This window comes from Pseudomonas sp. XP2 (assembly GCF_053557975.1).
Map to the genome: position 1 here is coordinate 91677 of NZ_JBNRIK010000008.1, position 17864 is coordinate 109540.

The following is a 17864-nucleotide window of genomic DNA, read 5'->3' on the forward strand; positions in this document are numbered from 1 at the left end:
GATAGGGCCCGAATAGGTTCTATAGTGCCCGAGGATTACGCCGCTGTCAGGCCACTGGTCCGCGCGGATAACGCTTCAGCCGTTCGGCCAGCTCGCGCCCAGGGATCGGCCGGTCGAACAGGTAGCCCTGGCCCACGTCGCAGCGGTGCCGGCGCAGGAACGCCAGTTGCTCCGGCGTCTCGATACCCTCGGCCACCACCTTCAGCTTGAGGTTGTGGGCCATGGCCACCACCGCCGAGGTGATTTCCATGTCGTCCTGGTTATCCGGGATTTCGTTGATGAAGCTACGGTCGATCTTGAGGATGTCGATCGGAAACTTCTTCAGGTAGCTCAGCGATGAATAACCGGTACCGAAGTCGTCCATGGCAAGGGTCAGCCCCAAGGCCTTCAGCTCGTCCAGCTGGCGGTGCGTGTCTTCGCTGGCTTCCAGCAGCAGGCCTTCGGTCAGCTCCAGCTCCAGCAAGTGCGGGGGCAGGGCTTCTTCCTTGAGGATGCTGCTGATTGATGCCACCAGGTCCGGGTCGGAGAACTGCTTGGGCGACAGGTTGATGGCCACGTGCAGGTTGCCCAGGCCGGCCTCACGCAGTTGCTTGCTCATGCGGCACGACTGGCGGACCACCCACTTGCCGATGGGTATGATCAGGCCGGTTTCCTCGGCCACGCTGATGAACTGGTCCGGGCGGATCATGCCGCGCTCGGGGTGGTTCCAGCGCAACAACGCTTCCAGCCCCAGCAGGCGGCCGCTGCGCAGGCAGATCTTGGGCTGGTAGAACACCTCCAGCTCGTTCTGGGTCAGGGCGCGGCGCAGGTTGTTCTCGACGAACAGCTTGTAGCTGGCCTCGGCGTTGAGCACTTCAGTAAACACCTGCACCTGGTGCTTGCCGTTGGCCTTGGCCTTGTGTAGCGCAAGGCCTGCGTTCTTCATCAGGCTGGCCGGGTCGGTGCCATGCAGCGGCGCGCAGGCCAGGCCTACCGAGGCGGTGACGTTGATCAGCTGGTTGTCGACGAACATGGGTTTGTCGAGTGTGCTCAGCAACTGCAAGGCAACGCCCTGGCCATCTTGCAGGCTGGTGTCGTCGAGCAGCACGGCGAACTCGTTACTGGCAAAGCGCGCCAGGATGCCACCGCTGTGCAGGCTGTTGCGCAGGCGCCGGGCCAGGCTGATCAGCAGCTTGTCGCCGGTCTGGTGGCCGAGGCTGTCGTTGATGCGCTTGAAGTTGTCGATGTCCACCAGCAGCAGGCACATCGCGCTTTCGCCATCACGGACAAAGCGCTCGTCCAGGCTGCGGATGAACGCCGGGCGGTTGCCCAGGTTGGTCAGGTTGTCGGTGTAGGCCAGGCGCTCGATGCGCTGCTGGGCCAGCTTGGTCTGGGTGACGTCTTCGTAGATGCCGATGTAATGGGTCAGCTCACGATTGTCGCCGTACACCTTGGAAATCGACAGTTGGCCCCAGTAGGGCTCCAGGTTCTTGCGCCGGCTCTTGAACTCACCCTGCCAGCTATTACCCATGGCCAGGCTGGAGGGCGAGTCGAACAGCAGTTCGCTCAGGTTTTCCAGTGCAGGCAGTTCGCCCAGGTGGCGGCCTTGCACTTCGTCAGTGCTGTACTGGGTGATGGCGGTGAAGCTCGGGTTCACGTACTCCACCCGGCCATCACGATTGACCAGCAGGAAGGCGCTGGCGCTTTGCTCCACTGCACGCTGGAACAAGTGCAATGCGCTGGCGGCAGCGCGCCGGTTGTGGTTGGTGATGACCTGGGCGAACTGGTCGGCCAGCTCGCCGGCAAAGGCGATTTCGTCCGATTGCCAGGCCCGTGGTTGGCCGCTCTGCTCCAGGCACAGCACGCCGACCACCTGGCCATCAACGCGGATACTGGCATCGAGCATGGCCTTGTTTTCCGGGCGCAGGCTTTGCGTCAGGGCGCGGGTGCGTGGGTCGTGGCCGGCGTTGTGGGCGTCGATGGCGCGGCTGGCGTGCAGCGCCTCGAGGTAGTCGGGGAAGCGGCTGGCATCGATAGCTTCAGGCTGGCGATGCTCCTGTGCGTCACGGTACCAGGCGGTGATCGGTTCCAGGCGCTGGTCGTCCAGGTGCCAGATGCTGGCGCTGTCGACCTTGTAGATTTCGCAGGCGCTTTGGGTGATCAGCTGGGCGGCTTCCAGCAGGGAGTTCTCGGCGCTGTAGCGCTGACGCGCCAGGCGCAGGATGAGGTCCTGCTGACCGCGTACGCGCTCCAGGTGTTCCAGTTGTTCTTGCTGGGCACGCTGGTTCAGTTGCAGGGCCAGTTGCAGGCGGTTGTTGCGCGACTCCAGGTCGCTGGCGCTCTCGCCAGGGTCGTCGGGCTGGTCGTCGAGCACGCTCATGTAGCCGCGCAACAGCTGGCGGTTGTGCTGCTTGTAGGCTTCACCGGTCTCCAGCAGGCGGAGCAACTTGCCTGGCGTGTGCAGGGAGTAGCGCACGCGGTAGTAGCCGCGCTGGGCCAGTTGCAGCTGGATCTCGTCGTGCAGCCGGTAACGGGCCTCGGGTTCCATCAGGCTGGCGTACGGCGCGTCCACCAGGGCACACAGGTCGGCGGCGTGCAGGCCAAAATGGCGCTCGCAGGCCGGGTCCAGATAGAGCATGGCCCAGGTGGCTTCGTTGAGCCTTTCGAAACGCAGCATACCGAGCCGCGAGGGCACGGGTAACGGCGTGACGACCTCGGCCGCCACACGGCTGGCGGCATCGGTTTGGCTTTTCATCGAAGACTCGCTTGAACAGGGAGCGCGGCCATGTAGCGGCAGCGGATTCGGCAAGGTTGCATCATGTCCCGAGGGCTGGCAAGCGGCCATGCTTGATGCTGTGGACAGGTTATCGGCGGGTGGGGCGGAAAACTTAGATCGCCTTGGGATTTTTGCCGCCTGGGAGATCGACCGCCGCCCGCGCGGCGCTCGATCTCCCAGGCGCCGAATACTTTCGCCGGACAAAAAAAGCCCCGCCAATTGACGGGGTTGAGGTACGAGCGTGGCAGCTCGAAAAGGGTACCGCCCCTCCGGGGAGGGGCAGCGGGCTGCCTTACAGCAGCATGGTGCGGATATCGCCCAGCACGTCGCCCAGACGCTTGGTGAAGCGCGCGGCGGCAGCGCCGTTGATCACACGGTGATCGTAGGACAGCGACAGCGGCAGCATCAGCTTCGGCTGGAAGGCCTTGCCATCCCACACTGGCTGCATGGTCGCCTTCGAGACGCCCAGAATAGCCACTTCCGGCGCGTTGACGATCGGCGTGAAGCCGGTGCCGCCAATGTGGCCGAGGCTGGAGATGGTGAAGCAGGCACCTTGCATGTCGTCGGCCGACAGCTTTTTGGTGCGCGCCTTCTCGGCCAGTGCAGCGGCTTCGGCAGCGAGTTGCAGCAAGCTCTTCTGGTCGACGTTTTTGATCACAGGGACCAGCAGGCCGTCCGGGGTGTCCACGGCGAAGCCGATGTGCACGTATTTCTTGCGGATGATGGCTTTGCCGCTTGGTGCCAGCGAGCTGTTGAAGTCCGGCAGTTCCTTGAGCAGGAAGGCGCAGGCCTTGAGCAGCAGTGGCAGCACGGTCAGCTTCACGCCAGCTTTTTCGGCCACGGCCTTCTGTGCAACGCGGAAGGCTTCCAGCTCGGTGATGTCGGCGGAGTCGAACTGGGTAACGTGCGGTACGTTCAGCCAGCTGCGGTGCAGGTTGGCGGCACCGACCTGCATCAGGCGGGTCAGGGCCACTTCTTCCACTTCACCGAACTTGCTGAAGTCCACTGCAGGGATCGGCGGGATGCCAGCGCCACCGGTTGCACCGGCGGCAGCCGGGGCTTCCTTGGCCTTTTGCATCATCGCCTTGACGTAAACCTGCACGTCTTCTTTCAGGATGCGGCCGTGCGGGCCGGTCGCAGCAACTGCGCCCAGCTCGACACCGAATTCACGGGCCAGCTGACGAACAGCCGGGCCTGCGTGAACCTTGGCGTTGTTGCCAGCAGCCGGTGCGGTAGCAGCCGGTGCAGGGGCAGCAGCAGGGGCAGCAGCTGCAGGCGCGGCGGCCGGAGCAGCCTCGGCCTTGGCTGGCGCCGGGGCAGCAGCTGGGGCCGGGGCAGCAGCCTGGGCAGCGCCCGCCACTTTCAGCTTGAAGATCAGGTCGCCAGTGCCGACTTCGTCTTCCAGCTTGCACAGTACTTCTTCGACCACGCCAGCGGCAGGCGACGGGATCTCCATGGAGGCCTTGTCGGATTCCAGGGTGATCAGCGACTGGTCGGCTTCGACGGTGTCGCCGACCTTGACCAGCACTTCGATGATCTTGGCCTTGCCCGACGAACCGATATCCGGCACGTGGATGTCCTGCACGCTGGCAGCAGCCGGGGCTGCGGCCGGAGCAGCAGGGGCGGCTTCAGCGGCAGGCGCTGGCGCAGCTGCCGGGGCAGCGGCCGCGGCCGGAGCCTCAGGCGCCGCAGCAGCGGCACCCTCAGCTTCCAGCACCAGCAGCTCGTCGCCTTCTTTCAGGCGGTCGCCCAGCTTGACCTTCAGTTCCTTGATGACGCCGGCCTTGGGAGCCGGGATCTCCATGGAGGCCTTGTCGGACTCCAGGGTCAGCAGGCTCTGGTCAGCCTCGATACGGTCACCGACCTTGACGAACAGCTCGATGATTTCACCTTCACCGCTGCCGATGTCAGGTACGCGAATGAGTTCGCTCACTTAAAAATACTCCTCAGCAGTCCAGTGGGTTGCGCTTGTCCGGGTCGATGCCGAACTTGACGATGGCGTCAGCCACAACCTTGGGTTCGATCTCGCCACGGTCAGCCAGGGCTTCCAGGGCAGCCAGTACCACGAAGTGGCGGTCGACTTCAAAGAAGTGACGCAGCTTCTTGCGGCTGTCGCTGCGACCGTAACCGTCGGTACCCAGGACCTTGAACTCTTTGCTCGGCACCCACTGGCGAATCTGCTCGGCGAACAGCTTCATGTAGTCGGTGGAGGCGATGACCGGGCCTTTGCGACCGTTCAGGCACTGCTCGACGTAGGTCTGCTGTGGCTTCTGGCCAGGCTTCAGGCGGTTGGCGCGCTCTACGGCCAGGCCGTCGCGACGCAGTTCGTTGAAGCTGGTGACGCTCCACACGTCGGCACCGACGTTGAACTCTTCACGCAGGATCTTCGCCGCTTCGCGGACTTCGCGCAGGATGGTGCCGGAGCCCATCAGCTGTACGTGGTGCGCGGCTTCGCGGGTGTCTTCTTCCAGCAGGTACATACCCTTGATGATGCCTTCCTCGACACCGGCCGGCATGGCTGGCTGCTGGTAGGATTCGTTCATCACGGTGATGTAGTAGAAGATGTCCTGCTGCTCTTCGGTCATCTTCTTCATGCCGTCCTGGATGATCACCGCCAGCTCATAGCCGTAGGTCGGATCGTAGGTGCGGCAGTTCGGGATGGTACCCGCCATCATGTGGCTATGACCGTCTTCGTGCTGCAGGCCTTCACCGTTCAGGGTGGTACGGCCGGCGGTACCGCCGATCAGGAAGCCACGGGTGCGGCTGTCGCCAGCGGCCCAGGCCAGGTCGCCAATGCGCTGGAAGCCGAACATCGAATAGAAGATGTAGAACGGCAGCATCGGCTGGTTGTGGCAGCTGTACGAGGTACCGGCAGCGATGAACGACGACATGGCGCCGGCTTCGTTGATGCCTTCCTCGAGAATCTGGCCCTTCTTGTCTTCGCGGTAGAACATCACCTGGTCTTTATCGACTGGCTCGTAGAGCTGGCCGACCGACGAGTAGATGCCCAACTGGCGGAACATGCCTTCCATACCGAAGGTACGGGCTTCGTCCGGGATGATCGGCACGATGCGCTGGCCGATTTCCTTGTCCTTGACCAGCTGCGCCAGAATACGCACGAAGGCCATGGTGGTGGAGATTTCGCGGTCGCCCGAGCCGTCCAGGATCGCTTTCAGCGTTTCCAGGGATGGGGTCGGTACGCTGAAGCTCTTGGCACGGCGCTGTGGTACGAAGCCACCCAAGGCTGCGCGGCGCTCGGCCAGGTACTTGGCTTCGGCAGAACCTTCTTCCGGCTTGAAGAACGGCAGGTTCTCAAGGTCGGCATCCTTGACCGGGATGTCGAAGCGGTCACGGAAGTGACGCAGGCTCTCAACGTCGACCTTTTTGGTGTTGTGCGCAGTGTTCTTGGCTTCGCCAGCACCGGTGCCGTAACCCTTGATGGTCTTGGCCAGGATGACGGTCGGCTGCTCTTTGTGGTTCACAGCCTGGTGGTACGCCGCGTAGACCTTGTACGGGTCGTGGCCGCCACGGTTGAGCTTCCAGATCTCGTCGTCGGACAGGTCTTCGACCATGGCCTTGAGCTCTGGGGTGTTGAAGAAGTTCTCACGAACGTACGCGCCATCTTTGGCTTTGTAGTTCTGGTACTCGCCGTCGATGACTTCGTCCATGCGGCGCTGCAGGGCACCGTTGGTGTCCTTGGCCAGCAGTGGGTCCCAGAAACGGCCCCAGACCACTTTGTTGACGTTCCAGCCGCCGCCACGGAACACGCCTTCGAGTTCCTGGATGATCTTGCCGTTGCCACGAACCGGGCCGTCGAGGCGCTGCAGGTTGCAGTTGATGACAAAGATCAGGTTGTCCAGTTTCTCGCGGCCGGCCAGGGCGATTGCGCCCAGGGATTCCGGCTCGTCGCACTCGCCGTCACCCATGAAGCACCAGACCTTCTGCTTGCCGGCCGGAATGAAACCACGGGCTTCCAGGTACTTCATGAAGCGCGCCTGGTAGATAGCCTGGATCGGGCCCAGACCCATCGATACGGTCGGGAACTGCCAGAAGTCAGGCATCAGCCATGGGTGCGGGTACGAAGACAGACCGTTGCCGTCGACTTCCTGACGGAAGTTGTTCATCTGGTCTTCGTTGATGCGGCCTTCCATGAAGGCGCGAGCGTAGACGCCCGGCGAAGCGTGGCCCTGGAAGAAGATCAGGTCGCCACCGTGTTCTTCGGTCGGGGCCTGGAAGAAGTAGTTGAAACCGATGTCGTACAGGGTGGCGCTGGAGGCGAAGCTGGAGATGTGTCCGCCCAGGTCCGAGTCTTTCAGGTTGGTGCGCATGACCATGGCCAAGGCGTTCCAACGCACCATCGAGCGAATGCGGCGTTCCATGAACAGGTCGCCAGGCATGCGTGCTTCGTGGGTGACAGGGATGGTGTTGCGGTATGGCGTGGTGATCGCATACGGCAGCTGGGAGCCACTGCGGGTGGCCAGCTCGCCCATACGGGTCATCAGGTAATGAGCGCGGTCTTCGCCTTCTTTGTCGAGGACCGACTCCAGGGCATCCAGCCATTCCTGGGTTTCGATTGGATCGAGGTCTTGCATGGCTTGCTCCAGGGCGGAAAGGCAACCAGAATCGATTGCCTGAGATTGCGACTGGCCTTATGGGCAGACGTCGTGAATTCTTGGATTACCGGGGTGTCATCCGGCGCCGTGTAGTTTTACTACATTTGCTTGCGCATTTCATGCTTTTGCACGACATGAGTAGTAGTAAAACTACATTTCTGCGACGTTTGGTCGCACCTTGGCTTGTGAGGAAAAACGTTCATGGTGGTTGGCATTGTGATGCGAACGGGTACTTCTTGATGTTTGTTGCCAAGTTTTCGTTTTTTTCAGCTATTTCCAACTTTTGTACGACAGTCCAACCGTGGTCCGGCTTCCCCTTGGCCGCTTTTTCCCTTCTATTTCACGCCGATCAAGGATAGACCATGCGCCTGCCTTTGCCGTCCGATCTGCCCGCCACCCTCCAGCCACTGGTCGCTCGCAACCAGCAATTCCTGAGCGATGCAGTGGCCGCTCACCCTGACCTCGACCTGAACGCCTGGAGCACGGTGCACCGGCAACAATTCGATCAGGTTGCTGCCGCCAGCGACTTTGTTCTGGGCCTGGCCCAGCGCGAGCCAGCCATGCTCTTCGATCTGCTGGCCAGTGGCGAGCTGGAGCGGGGTTATGCGCCGGGGCAACTGCGCGGGCAAATCGCGGCGGCTGCCCAGGCTGCGCAAAGCGACGACGAGCTGGCGCGTAACCTGCGCCGCGCGCGCAACCGCCAGCAGCTGCGCATCATCTGGCGCGACATCACCCGCCAGGCGGCGCTTGGCGAAACCTGCCGCGACCTGTCTGACCTTGCCGATGCCGCCATCGACGAAGCCTACCAATGGTTGTACCCGCGCCATTGCCAGCAGTTCGGCACCCCCATCGGCAACCGCAGCGGCCAGCCGCAGCACATGGTGGTGCTGGGCATGGGCAAGCTGGGGGCGGTGGAGCTTAACCTGTCGTCGGACATCGACCTGATCTTCGGTTTCCCCGAAGGCGGTGAAACCAAAGGGGTAAAGCGCTCGCTGGAAAACCAGGAGTTCTTCACCCGCCTTGGCCAGCGGCTGATCAAGGCGCTGGACCCGGTGACCGTCGACGGCTTCGTGTTCCGCGTCGACATGCGTCTGCGCCCCTATGGCTCGGCCGGCGCACTGGTGCTCAGCTTCAATGCCCTGGAGCAGTACTACCAGGACCAGGGCCGTGACTGGGAACGCTACGCGATGATCAAGGCACGGGTGGTGGCGGGCGACCAGGCGGCCGGCGCGCAGTTGCAGGAAATGCTGCGGCCGTTCGTGTACCGCCGGTACCTGGATTTTTCCGCAATCGAAGCGCTGCGCACCATGAAGCAGCTGATTCAGCAGGAGGTGCGGCGCAAGGGCATGGCCGACAACATCAAGCTGGGTGCCGGCGGCATCCGCGAAGTGGAGTTTATCGCCCAGGCCTTCCAGCTGATCCACGGCGGGCGCGACCTCAGCCTGCAGCAACGGCCGTTGCTCAAGGTGCTGGCCACCCTCGAGGGGCAGGGTTACCTGCCGCCGGCGGTGGTGGCCGAGCTGCGCGAGGGGTATGAGTTCCTGCGTTATACCGAGCACGCCATCCAGGCCATCGCCGACCGGCAGACGCAAATGTTGCCTGAAGGCGAAACGGACCAGGCGCGGGTGGCTTATATGCTCGGCTTTGCCGACTGGCACAGCTTCCACGACCAGCTGATGTACTGGCGTGGCCGTATCGACTGGCACTTCCGCCAGGTGATCGCCGACCCGGATGACGAAGACGGTGAGGGCGAACTGGTGGTGGGGGGCGAATGGTCGCCGCTATGGGAGCAGGCGCAGGACGAGGAAGCCGCTGGCCGGCAGTTGGAAGAGGCCGGGTTCAAGCAGCCCGTCGAAGCCCTGCGGCGTCTGGCCGGCCTGCGCTCCAGCCCGCAGCTGCGCTCGATGCAGCGTATCGGCCGTGAGCGCCTGGATGCCTTCATCCCACGGCTGCTGGCCCAGGCGGTGGAGCATGACAATCCTGACCTGGTGCTTGAGCGTGTGTTGCCGCTGGTCGAGGCGGTGGCGCGGCGGTCTGCCTACCTGGTACTGCTGACCGAAAACCCCGGCGCTTTGCGCCGTCTGCTGACGTTGTGCGCTGCCAGCCCGTGGATTGCCGAGCAAATTGCGCTGTACCCGCTGTTGCTCGACGAGCTGCTCAATGAAGGCCGCTTGTTCAGCCCGCCACTGGCCCCGGAGCTGGCCAGCGAGTTGCGCGAACGCCTGACGCGCATCCCCGAGGACGACCTGGAGCAGCAGATGGAAGCGCTGCGCCACTTCAAGCTGGCGCACAGCCTGCGTGTGGCTGCTTCGGAAATAAGCGGCAACCTGCCGTTGATGAAAGTCAGCGACTACCTGACCTGGCTGGCCGAGGCCATCCTCGACCAGGTGCTCGCCCTGGCCTGGCGCCAGACCGTGGCCCGCCACGGCCAGCCCAAGCGCAGCGACGGCAGCCTGTGCGACCCAGGGTTCATCATCATTGGTTACGGCAAGGTCGGCGGCCTGGAGCTGGGCCACGGCTCGGACCTGGACCTGGTGTTCATCCACGACGGCGACCCGCAGGCGGAAACCGACGGCACCAAGCCCATCGACAGTGCCCAGTTCTTCACCCGCCTGGGCCAGCGCATCATTCACCTGCTGACCACCCAGACCAACTCGGGCCAGCTGTACGATGTGGACATGCGCCTGCGCCCGTCCGGTGCTGCCGGCCTGCTGGTCAGTTCGCTGGGCGCCTTCGAGCGCTATCAGCAGAACGAAGCCTGGACCTGGGAGCATCAGGCCCTGGTGCGGGCCCGCGTACTGGTGGGTTGCAAACAGGTGGGCGCGGCGTTCGAAGGCGTGCGCGCCAAGGTACTGGGCCAGGCGCGCGACCTGGAAAAACTGCGCACCGAAGTGAGTGAAATGCGCGCCAAGATGCGCGGCAACCTCGGTACCAAGGCCACGGCTGCCGGTACTGCGGCCAACGCCTTCGAGGCCGGTGTGCCCTTCGATATCAAGCAGGATGCCGGCGGTATCGTCGATATCGAATTTATGGTGCAATACGCCGCTTTGGCCTGGTCTCATGACCACCCGGCCATACTCCGATGGACCGATAACATCCGCATTCTGGAAGAGCTGGAGCAGGCGAACCTGATGCCGGCCAGTGACGCGGTGCTGTTGCGTGAAGTGTACAAGGCGTTCCGCTCGGCTTCGCACCGCCAGGCCCTGCAGAAGCAGGCCGGGGTGATCGATGCGACGCAGTTTGCCGATGAACGCCGTGAAGTGCGGCGGATCTGGGGTGAACTGGGGTTGACTTGAGATTGTTGGGGCCGCTTTGCGGCCCATTCGCGGCACAAGGCCGCTCCTACACGGGAATGCGATCTCCTGTAGGAGCGGCCTTGTGCCGCGAATGGGCTGCAAAGCAGCCCTAAAGGCTCATGCCTCACCACCGGTGGTACACTGTCCGCCACATAGCCTGAATATAAAGAGGGGAGGCCAGGCTGTACCGCAGCCTGTAGCCTCCCCGAGCGTTTCTGGACTAAGCATGAGAATACTGATCATTGGCCCCAGCTGGGTCGGCGACATGGTGATGGCGCAGACCTTGTTCCAGTGCCTGAAACAGCAGCACCCCGACTGCGTGATCGACGTGCTGGCCCCCGAGTGGAGCCGGCCGATCCTGGAGCGTATGCCCGAAGTCCGTCAGGCCTTGAGCTTCCCGCTCGGCCACGGCGCGCTGGAACTGGCCACGCGCAGGCGCATCGGCAAATCCCTGGTCGGCCAGTACGACCAGGCCATCCTGCTGCCCAACTCGATGAAGTCGGCATTGGTGCCGTTCTTCGCTGGCATCCCCAAGCGCACCGGCTGGCGCGGCGAAATGCGCTTCGGCCTGCTGAACGATGTGCGCAAGCTGGACAAGGCCCGCTACCCGCTGATGATCGAACGCTTCATGGCCTTGGCGTACGCGCCCGGCGCCGAGCTGCCGCAGCCGTACCCGCGCCCCAGCCTGCAGATCGAAGCGCAAAGCCGCGAGGCTGCGCTGGCCAAGTTCGGCCTGGAGCTGGACCGCCCGGTACTGGCGCTGTGCCCTGGCGCCGAGTTCGGCGAGGCCAAGCGTTGGCCAGTCGAGCATTACGCGGCCGTGGCCGATGCGATGATCCGCCAGGGCTGGCAGGTATGGCTGTTCGGCTCGAAGAACGACCACCCGGTCGGCGAGCAGATCCGTGACCGGCTGATCCCGGGATTGCGCGAAGAATCCTCCAACCTGGCCGGTGAGACCTCGCTGGCCGAGGCCATCGACCTGATGTCCTGTGCCCATGCCGTGGTGTCCAACGACTCCGGCCTGATGCACGTGGCCGCCGCACTGAACCGCCCGCTGGTGGCGGTGTACGGCTCCACATCGCCCGGCTTTACTCCGCCGCTGGCCGACCAGGTGGAGGTGGTGCGCACCGGTATCGAGTGCAGCCCATGCTTCGACCGGACCTGCCGTTTCGGCCACTACAACTGCCTGCGCCTGCTGGACCCGGGCAAAGTCATCGCCGCCCTGCACAGCCTGAGCGGGCCGGACCTGATCGATACCGTGGCCGAGGTCGACTAAGTGCGGGTACTGATCATCAAGACTTCGTCGTTGGGTGATGTGATCCACACCCTGCCGGCGCTCACCGATGCCGCCCATGCCATCCCGGGCATCCGTTTCGACTGGGTGGTGGAGGAAGGCTTCGCTGAAATCCCCGGCTGGCACCCTGCGGTCGACCAGGTTATACCGGTGGCCATCCGCCGCTGGCGCAAGAACCTTTGGCAGACCCTCAAGAGTGGCGAGTGGAAGGCGTTCAAACAGCGTGTGCGCGAGCGCAAGTACGACCTGGTGATTGACGCCCAGGGCTTGGTCAAGTCGGCTTGGCTCACCCGCTACGTGAAGGCCCCGGTCGCCGGCCTGGACCGCTACTCGGCCCGCGAAGGCTGGGCCAGCCGCTTCTATGACCGGCGCCTGTCGGTTGCCACCGGCCAGCACGCGGTGGAGCGGGTGCGCCAGCTGTTTGCCATGGCCCTGGCCTACGACTTGCCAGAGGGCATAGGCGATTACGGGCTGGACCTGGAGCGCCTGCAGCTGCCGCCAGCAGCGCCTTACGTGGTGTTTTTGCATGGCACCACCTGGGCGACCAAGCATTGGCCCGAAGCCTACTGGCGCGAGCTGGCCGAGCGCATGGGCCGGCGCAAGCTGGAAGTGCGCCTGCCTTGGGGCAACGCCGCCGAGAAGGCGCGGGCCGAGCGCATTGCACAGGGCTTGAACAACTGCCAGGTGCTCCCCAAATTGAACCTTGCCGGGGTTGCCCGTGTATTGGCGGCGGCAAAAGCCTGTGTGGCGGTCGATACCGGCCTTGGCCACTTGGCTGCGGCACTCGATGTGCCGACCATTTCGCTGTTCGGCCCGACCAACCCGGGCCTGACCGGTGCCTACGGACGGACCCAGATTCACCAGGCCAGTGATTGGCCTTGCGCTCCCTGCCTGCAGAAGAAGTGCACCTATAAACCGAGCGCCGACGACCTGCGCCGGTTCGATCTGAAACGCGAGTGGCCGCTGTGCTTCACTCGCCTGAATCCCGAGCATGTGGCGGGCCGCTTGAGCGCGTTGCTGCTGGCTGAGGATGTCCGTTGATGCAACTGGCTTTCGTGCTTTACAAATATTTCCCCTTCGGCGGGCTGCAGCGCGATTTCATGCGCATTGCCCTGGAATGCCAGAAGCGGGGCCACCAGATCCGTGTGTACACGCTGATCTGGGAGGGTGACATTCCGCCTGGCTTCGAGGTGCTGGTGGCGCCGGTCAAGGCCATTTTCAACCACCGTCGCAACGAGAAGCTCAGCGCCTGGATGGCCGCCGACCTGGCCAAGCGCCCGGTCGACCGCCTGATCGGCTTCAACAAGATGCCGGGGCTGGACGTGTACTACGCCGCCGACGGCTGCTTCGAAGACAAGGCGCAGACCCTGCGCGGTGGGCTGTACCGCCGCTGGGGCCGCTACCGGCACTTTGCCGAGTACGAGCGTGCGGTGTTCGCCAAGGACGCCCACACCGAAGTGCTGATGATTTCCGAGGTGCAGCAGCCGCTGTTCATCAAGCATTACGGCACCCCGGTGGAGCGCTTCCACCTGCTGCCACCGGGTATTTCCCAGGATCGCCGCGCGCCGGCCAATGCGGCCGAGATCCGTGCCGAATTCCGCAAGGAATTCGACTTGGGCGATGACGACCTGTTGCTGGTACAGATTGGCTCGGGCTTCAAGACCAAGGGTGTGGACCGCAGCCTCAAGGCGCTGGCCGCGCTGCCATCGGCCCTGCGCAAGCGCACGAAGCTGATGGTGATCGGCCAGGACGACCCCAAGGTGTTCCAGTTGCAGAGCGCCACCCTGGGGCTGGGTGAGCAGGTGCAGTTCCTCAAGGGCCGCAGCGACATCCCGCGTTTCCTGCTGGGTGCCGACCTGCTGATTCACCCGGCGTACAACGAGAACACCGGCACGGTGCTGCTTGAAGCGCTGGTGGCTGGCCTTCCGGTGCTGGTGTCCAAGGTGTGCGGCTACGCCCATTACATTGCCGAGGCCGACTGTGGCCTGGTGCTGGACGAGCCATTCGAACAGGAACAGCTCAACGGCTACCTGCAACGCATGCTGGAAGACCCGCAGGCCCGCGCCAGCTGGTCGCGCAACGGCCTGGCGTTTGCTGAAACCGCCGATCTGTACAGCATGCCGCAGCATGCTGCCGACGTGATCCTGGGGCAGAAAACCGCATGAAGCTGATACTGGCCGAACCGTTCAAGCGCCTGTGGGCCGGGCGTGATGCCTTCGATGCCGTAGAGGCGCTGCAAGGTGAGGTCTATCGCGAGCTGGAAGGGCGGCGCACACTGCGTACCGAAGTGGCTGGCGAGGGCTTTTTCGTCAAGATCCACCGCGGCATCGGATGGGGCGAGATCTTCAAAAACCTGCTCACCGCCAAGCTGCCGGTGCTGGGTGCCGGCCAGGAATGGCGGGCTATCCAGCGCCTGCACGAGGTGGGCGTGCCGACCATGACCGCAGTCGCCTATGGCGAGCGTGGCAGTAATCCGGCCACGCAGCACTCGTTCATCATCACCCAAGAGCTGGCGCCGACCATCAGCCTGGAAGACTTCAGTATCGACTGGCTCAAGCAGCCGCCCGAACCGCGTCTGAAGCGTGCGCTGATCGCCGAAGTGGCAAAAATGACCGGCGGCATGCACCGTGCCGGCGTCAACCACCGCGATTGCTACATCTGCCATTTCCTGCTGCACACCGACCGCCCGGTGACGGCGGATGACTTCAAACTGTCGGTCATTGACCTGCACCGCGCCCAGACCCGGGCGACAATCAGCCGCCGCTGGCGCGACAAGGACCTGGCCGCGCTGTACTTCTCAGCGCTGGACATCGGCCTCACCCGGCGCGACAAGCTGCGCTTTTTGCAGGGGTACTTCCAGCGCCCGCTGCGGCAAGTGCTCAAAGACGAGGCCCGGTTGCTCGCCTGGCTGGAGTGCAAGGCGCAGAAACTCTACGATCGCAAACAACGCTATGGGGACGCGCTCTGATGGCGGGTTGGACACTGGCGCCAGGCTACGAACACCTGGCGGCGGACTTTGGCAGCCTCGATGCGGTATTTGACCTGCAAGGCGAGCGCCTGACCCGCGACCCGCTCAGCGAAGTGGTGCGCATCGAGCGTGACGGGGTCAATTACTACGTCAAGCGCTACACCGGGGCTGGCAAGCACATGCGCCGCTACCTGGGCCGGCCGCGCATCAAAGCCGAATGGCAGAACCTCAAGCTGTTCGCCAAGTGGGGTATCCCTACTGCCGAAGTGGTGGCCTGGGGCCTGGAACGCAACGGCCTGGCCTTTGGGCGCGGGGCTATGATCACCCGCGAGCTGCCGAACACCGAAGACTTGTCTGCGCTGGCCGAACGCAACGATACACGCCTGGCCGACCGGGCCTGGGTCGACCATCTCAGCCGTCAGCTGGCGCGCCACACCCGGGTCATGCACGAGCACCGCTTTGCCCATAATGACCTGAAGTGGCGCAACCTGCTGGTCGACGACCAGGGCACGCTATTCTTCATCGATTGCCCCACCGGCGACTTCTGGCGCGGCTTCATGTGGCGGCACCGGATGATCAAGGACCTGGCGTGCCTGGACAAGGTGGCCAAATACCACCTGTCGGCCACCCAGCGCCTGCGTTTCTATCTGCAATACCGTGGCCGCGACCGGCTGAATGTGCGCGACAAAAAGCGCATTCGCCAGGTGCTGGGCTTTTTCGAGGGAAGGGAATGACCGATTACCTGGCCAGCGCGGACCTCGCGCTGCTCAAACGCCATGGCCTGGACGACTTCGAGGCGCTGTGGGCGCTGCAACTGGAGGCGGTGGATGAACCCAACACCGGCCGTGGTGGCTGGAGCAGCGTGTTCCGCCTGGAACTCGAAGGCAAGGGGTACTACCTCAAGCGCCAGAGCGACTACCTGACGCGCACCCTGCACCGGCCGTTTGGCGAGCCCACTTTTGCCCGCGAGTTTCGCAACATCAGCCGCTATCAGAAGCTGCACATTCCGGCCTTGCAGGCGGTGTTCTATGGCGAGCGCAAGCAAGGCGGCAAGCACCGCGCCATCCTGATGACCCGCGCGCTGGACGAGTGGGCCGATCTCGACAGCCTGTTGGCCCACTGGCCACAGCTGGGCGATGCCGAACGCAATGGCATCCTGCAGGCGTGCGGCCAACTGGCGCGTACCCTGCACAGCGCCGGCCAGGTGCATGGCTGCTTCTATCCCAAGCACATTTTCCTGCGCCAGCGACGAGAAGGCTGGGATGCACAACTGATCGACCTGGAGAAGACCCGGCCATTGCTGTTTGGCATGCGTGACCGCCTCAAGGACCTGGAGCCGCTGCTGCGTCGCGCCCGCGCCTGGAGCGAGGCTGATGTGCGCACGATGCTGGCGACTTACCTGGCGCAGCCGGCTGACAGCACGCTGGTCGATACCTGGCTGCAACGCCTGACGCAACGGCGTCGTGAAAAAGAGGCCCGCTGATGCGTTTGTCTGAACTGAAGGACGCCGGGCGCAGCCCGTCGTTGCCCCTGAGCATCACCCTGGCGGACGCCGCCGGCAGCGCCGAACTGCAACTGCTCAGCCTGCTGCGCGTCCTGCCCGGGCAGCGCTATGTGGGCGCTGGTGTGTGGCGCGGTATCCCGGTGCTGGCCAAGCTGCTGGTGGGCGGCAACGCCGCCCGGCATTTCCAGCGCGAACTGCAAGGTGTGAAATTGCTGGCCGAACATGGCTTGACCACGCCGAAGCTGCTGGCCGACGGCCTCAAGGAAGGCGAGGGCGGCTGGCTGCTCTTCGAATTCCTCGACGGCGCTGAGAGCCTGGCCGATGCCTGGGCGGCGGTGGAAAGCCTGCCGGTGCTGGCCGACGAACAACACCTGGTGCTGGGCGAAGCGCTCACGGCTGTCGCGCACATGCACGCTCAGGGCCTTTGGCAGGAAGACCTGCACCTGGACAACCTGCTGCGCCATGGCGGCAAGCTGTACCTGATCGATGGCGCCGGTATCAAGGCTGAAACGCCAGGCCAGCAGCTGTCGCGCCCACGTGTACTGGAAAACCTCGGCGTATTCTTTGCCCAGCTGCCCAAGCGCCTGGAACCTTTCATCGAAGAGCTGCTGGTCCACTACCTGCTGGCCAACGCCGAACATGCGTTGCCACTGGAAGCCCTGCAAAAGCAGGTGGACAAGGTGCGCAACTGGCGCCAGAAGGACTACCTGGACAAAGCGGGCCGCGAATGCAGCCTGTTCAGTGTCCAGCGCACACTCTCGGGGTTGCAGGCGATCCGTCGCAGTGAGGTCGAGGCCATGCAGCCGGTACTGGAGCAGGCCGATGCACTGATCGACAGGGGCCACCTGTACAAGACCGGTGGCGCCGCCAGTGTGGCGCGCATCGAGGTGAACGGTCGCAAGCTTGTGCTCAAACGCTACAACATCAAGAACACCGCGCACTGGTTCAAGCGCTTCTGGCGCCCGAGCCGTGCCTGGCATTCGTGGATCGAAGGCCACCGCCTGGAGTTCCTCGACATCGCTACGCCCAAGCCTTTGGCGGTGCTGGAGCAACGGGTCATGGGGCTGCGCAGCCGTGCCTATCTGGTCACCGAGTATGTCGATGGCCCGGACCTGACGGCATGCTTTGCGCCCTACGTCGAAAATGGCGATGCGCCCGAGGAACAGGTGGATGCGCTGGTGCATGTGATGCAGCAGCTGATTCGCGAGCGCATCAGCCATGGCGACTTCAAGGGCCATAACCTGTTCTGGGACAATGGCCGGTGGTCGCTGATTGACCTCGATGCCATGTGCCAGCACGCGACCCAGCTCAGCTTCGCCCCGGCCTACGCCCGGGATCGGGCGCGGCTGTTGCGAAACTGGCCGAGTGGCAGTGCCTTGTACCAGCGGCTGGACCGGTTATTGCCCAAGCTGGGCGATTAAGGCTGTCGATGCG

The 17864-nt window shown here is 63.8% G+C and carries 11 protein-coding genes; 8 read left to right on the forward strand and 3 right to left on the reverse strand.

The window, feature by feature from the left end:
* Positions 1–46: 46 nt before the first annotated feature.
* The 3 genes from ACK1VC_RS11460 to aceE form a co-directional block, all read right to left on the reverse strand.
* On the reverse strand, positions 47–2734 hold the full coding sequence (locus tag ACK1VC_RS11460; RefSeq protein ID WP_016484551.1) for a putative bifunctional diguanylate cyclase/phosphodiesterase: 2688 nt from the start codon (positions 2732–2734) through the stop codon (positions 47–49).
* A gap of 313 nt (positions 2735–3047) precedes the next feature.
* Complete coding sequence (aceF, locus tag ACK1VC_RS11465) at positions 3048–4688, reverse strand: dihydrolipoyllysine-residue acetyltransferase (protein WP_191087186.1); 1641 nt, start codon at positions 4686–4688, stop codon at positions 3048–3050.
* A 13-nt stretch (positions 4689–4701) separates the two neighbouring features.
* Positions 4702–7347: a pyruvate dehydrogenase (acetyl-transferring), homodimeric type gene (gene aceE, locus ACK1VC_RS11470; RefSeq protein ID WP_016484553.1), complete on the reverse strand. Its 2646-nt coding sequence runs from the start codon at positions 7345–7347 to the stop codon at positions 4702–4704.
* Between the two features lie 383 nt (positions 7348–7730).
* On the opposite strand from aceE, the gene glnE reads away from it, so the two are divergent.
* The 8 genes from glnE (at position 7731) to ACK1VC_RS11510 (ending at position 17851) form a co-directional block, all read left to right on the forward strand.
* Entirely contained in the window at positions 7731–10664 is a 2934-nt protein-coding gene (glnE, locus tag ACK1VC_RS11475) for a bifunctional [glutamate--ammonia ligase]-adenylyl-L-tyrosine phosphorylase/[glutamate--ammonia-ligase] adenylyltransferase (protein WP_102688920.1), read from the forward strand.
* A 226-nt stretch (positions 10665–10890) separates the two neighbouring features.
* The gene (gene waaF / locus ACK1VC_RS11480) at positions 10891–11940 is read left to right on the forward strand and encodes a lipopolysaccharide heptosyltransferase II (RefSeq protein ID WP_016484555.1); all 1050 of its coding nucleotides are present in this window, start codon (positions 10891–10893) and stop codon (positions 11938–11940) included.
* Positions 11941–12999, forward strand: a complete 1059-nt coding sequence (gene waaC / locus ACK1VC_RS11485; protein ID WP_016484556.1) for a lipopolysaccharide heptosyltransferase I — start codon at positions 11941–11943, stop codon at positions 12997–12999.
* A complete protein-coding gene (locus ACK1VC_RS11490) occupies positions 12999–14123 on the forward strand; it encodes a glycosyltransferase family 4 protein (RefSeq protein ID WP_016484557.1) in 1125 nt (374 codons plus the stop codon). The genes waaC and ACK1VC_RS11490 overlap by 1 nt, the downstream gene beginning before the upstream one ends.
* Positions 14120–14926: a lipopolysaccharide core heptose(I) kinase RfaP gene (gene rfaP / locus ACK1VC_RS11495; RefSeq protein ID WP_023048018.1), complete on the forward strand. Its 807-nt coding sequence runs from the start codon at positions 14120–14122 to the stop codon at positions 14924–14926. Before ACK1VC_RS11490 ends, rfaP begins: the two co-directional genes overlap by 4 nt.
* Entirely contained in the window at positions 14926–15660 is a 735-nt protein-coding gene (locus ACK1VC_RS11500) for a lipopolysaccharide kinase InaA family protein (RefSeq protein ID WP_191087187.1), read from the forward strand. The genes rfaP and ACK1VC_RS11500 overlap by 1 nt, the downstream gene beginning before the upstream one ends.
* Entirely contained in the window at positions 15657–16409 is a 753-nt protein-coding gene (locus ACK1VC_RS11505; RefSeq protein WP_016484560.1) for a lipopolysaccharide kinase InaA family protein, read from the forward strand. Before ACK1VC_RS11500 ends, ACK1VC_RS11505 begins: the two co-directional genes overlap by 4 nt.
* A complete protein-coding gene (locus tag ACK1VC_RS11510; RefSeq protein ID WP_060518008.1) occupies positions 16409–17851 on the forward strand; it encodes a lipopolysaccharide kinase InaA family protein in 1443 nt (480 codons plus the stop codon). The genes ACK1VC_RS11505 and ACK1VC_RS11510 overlap by 1 nt, the downstream gene beginning before the upstream one ends.
* The last annotated feature ends 13 nt before the right edge of the window (positions 17852–17864 follow it).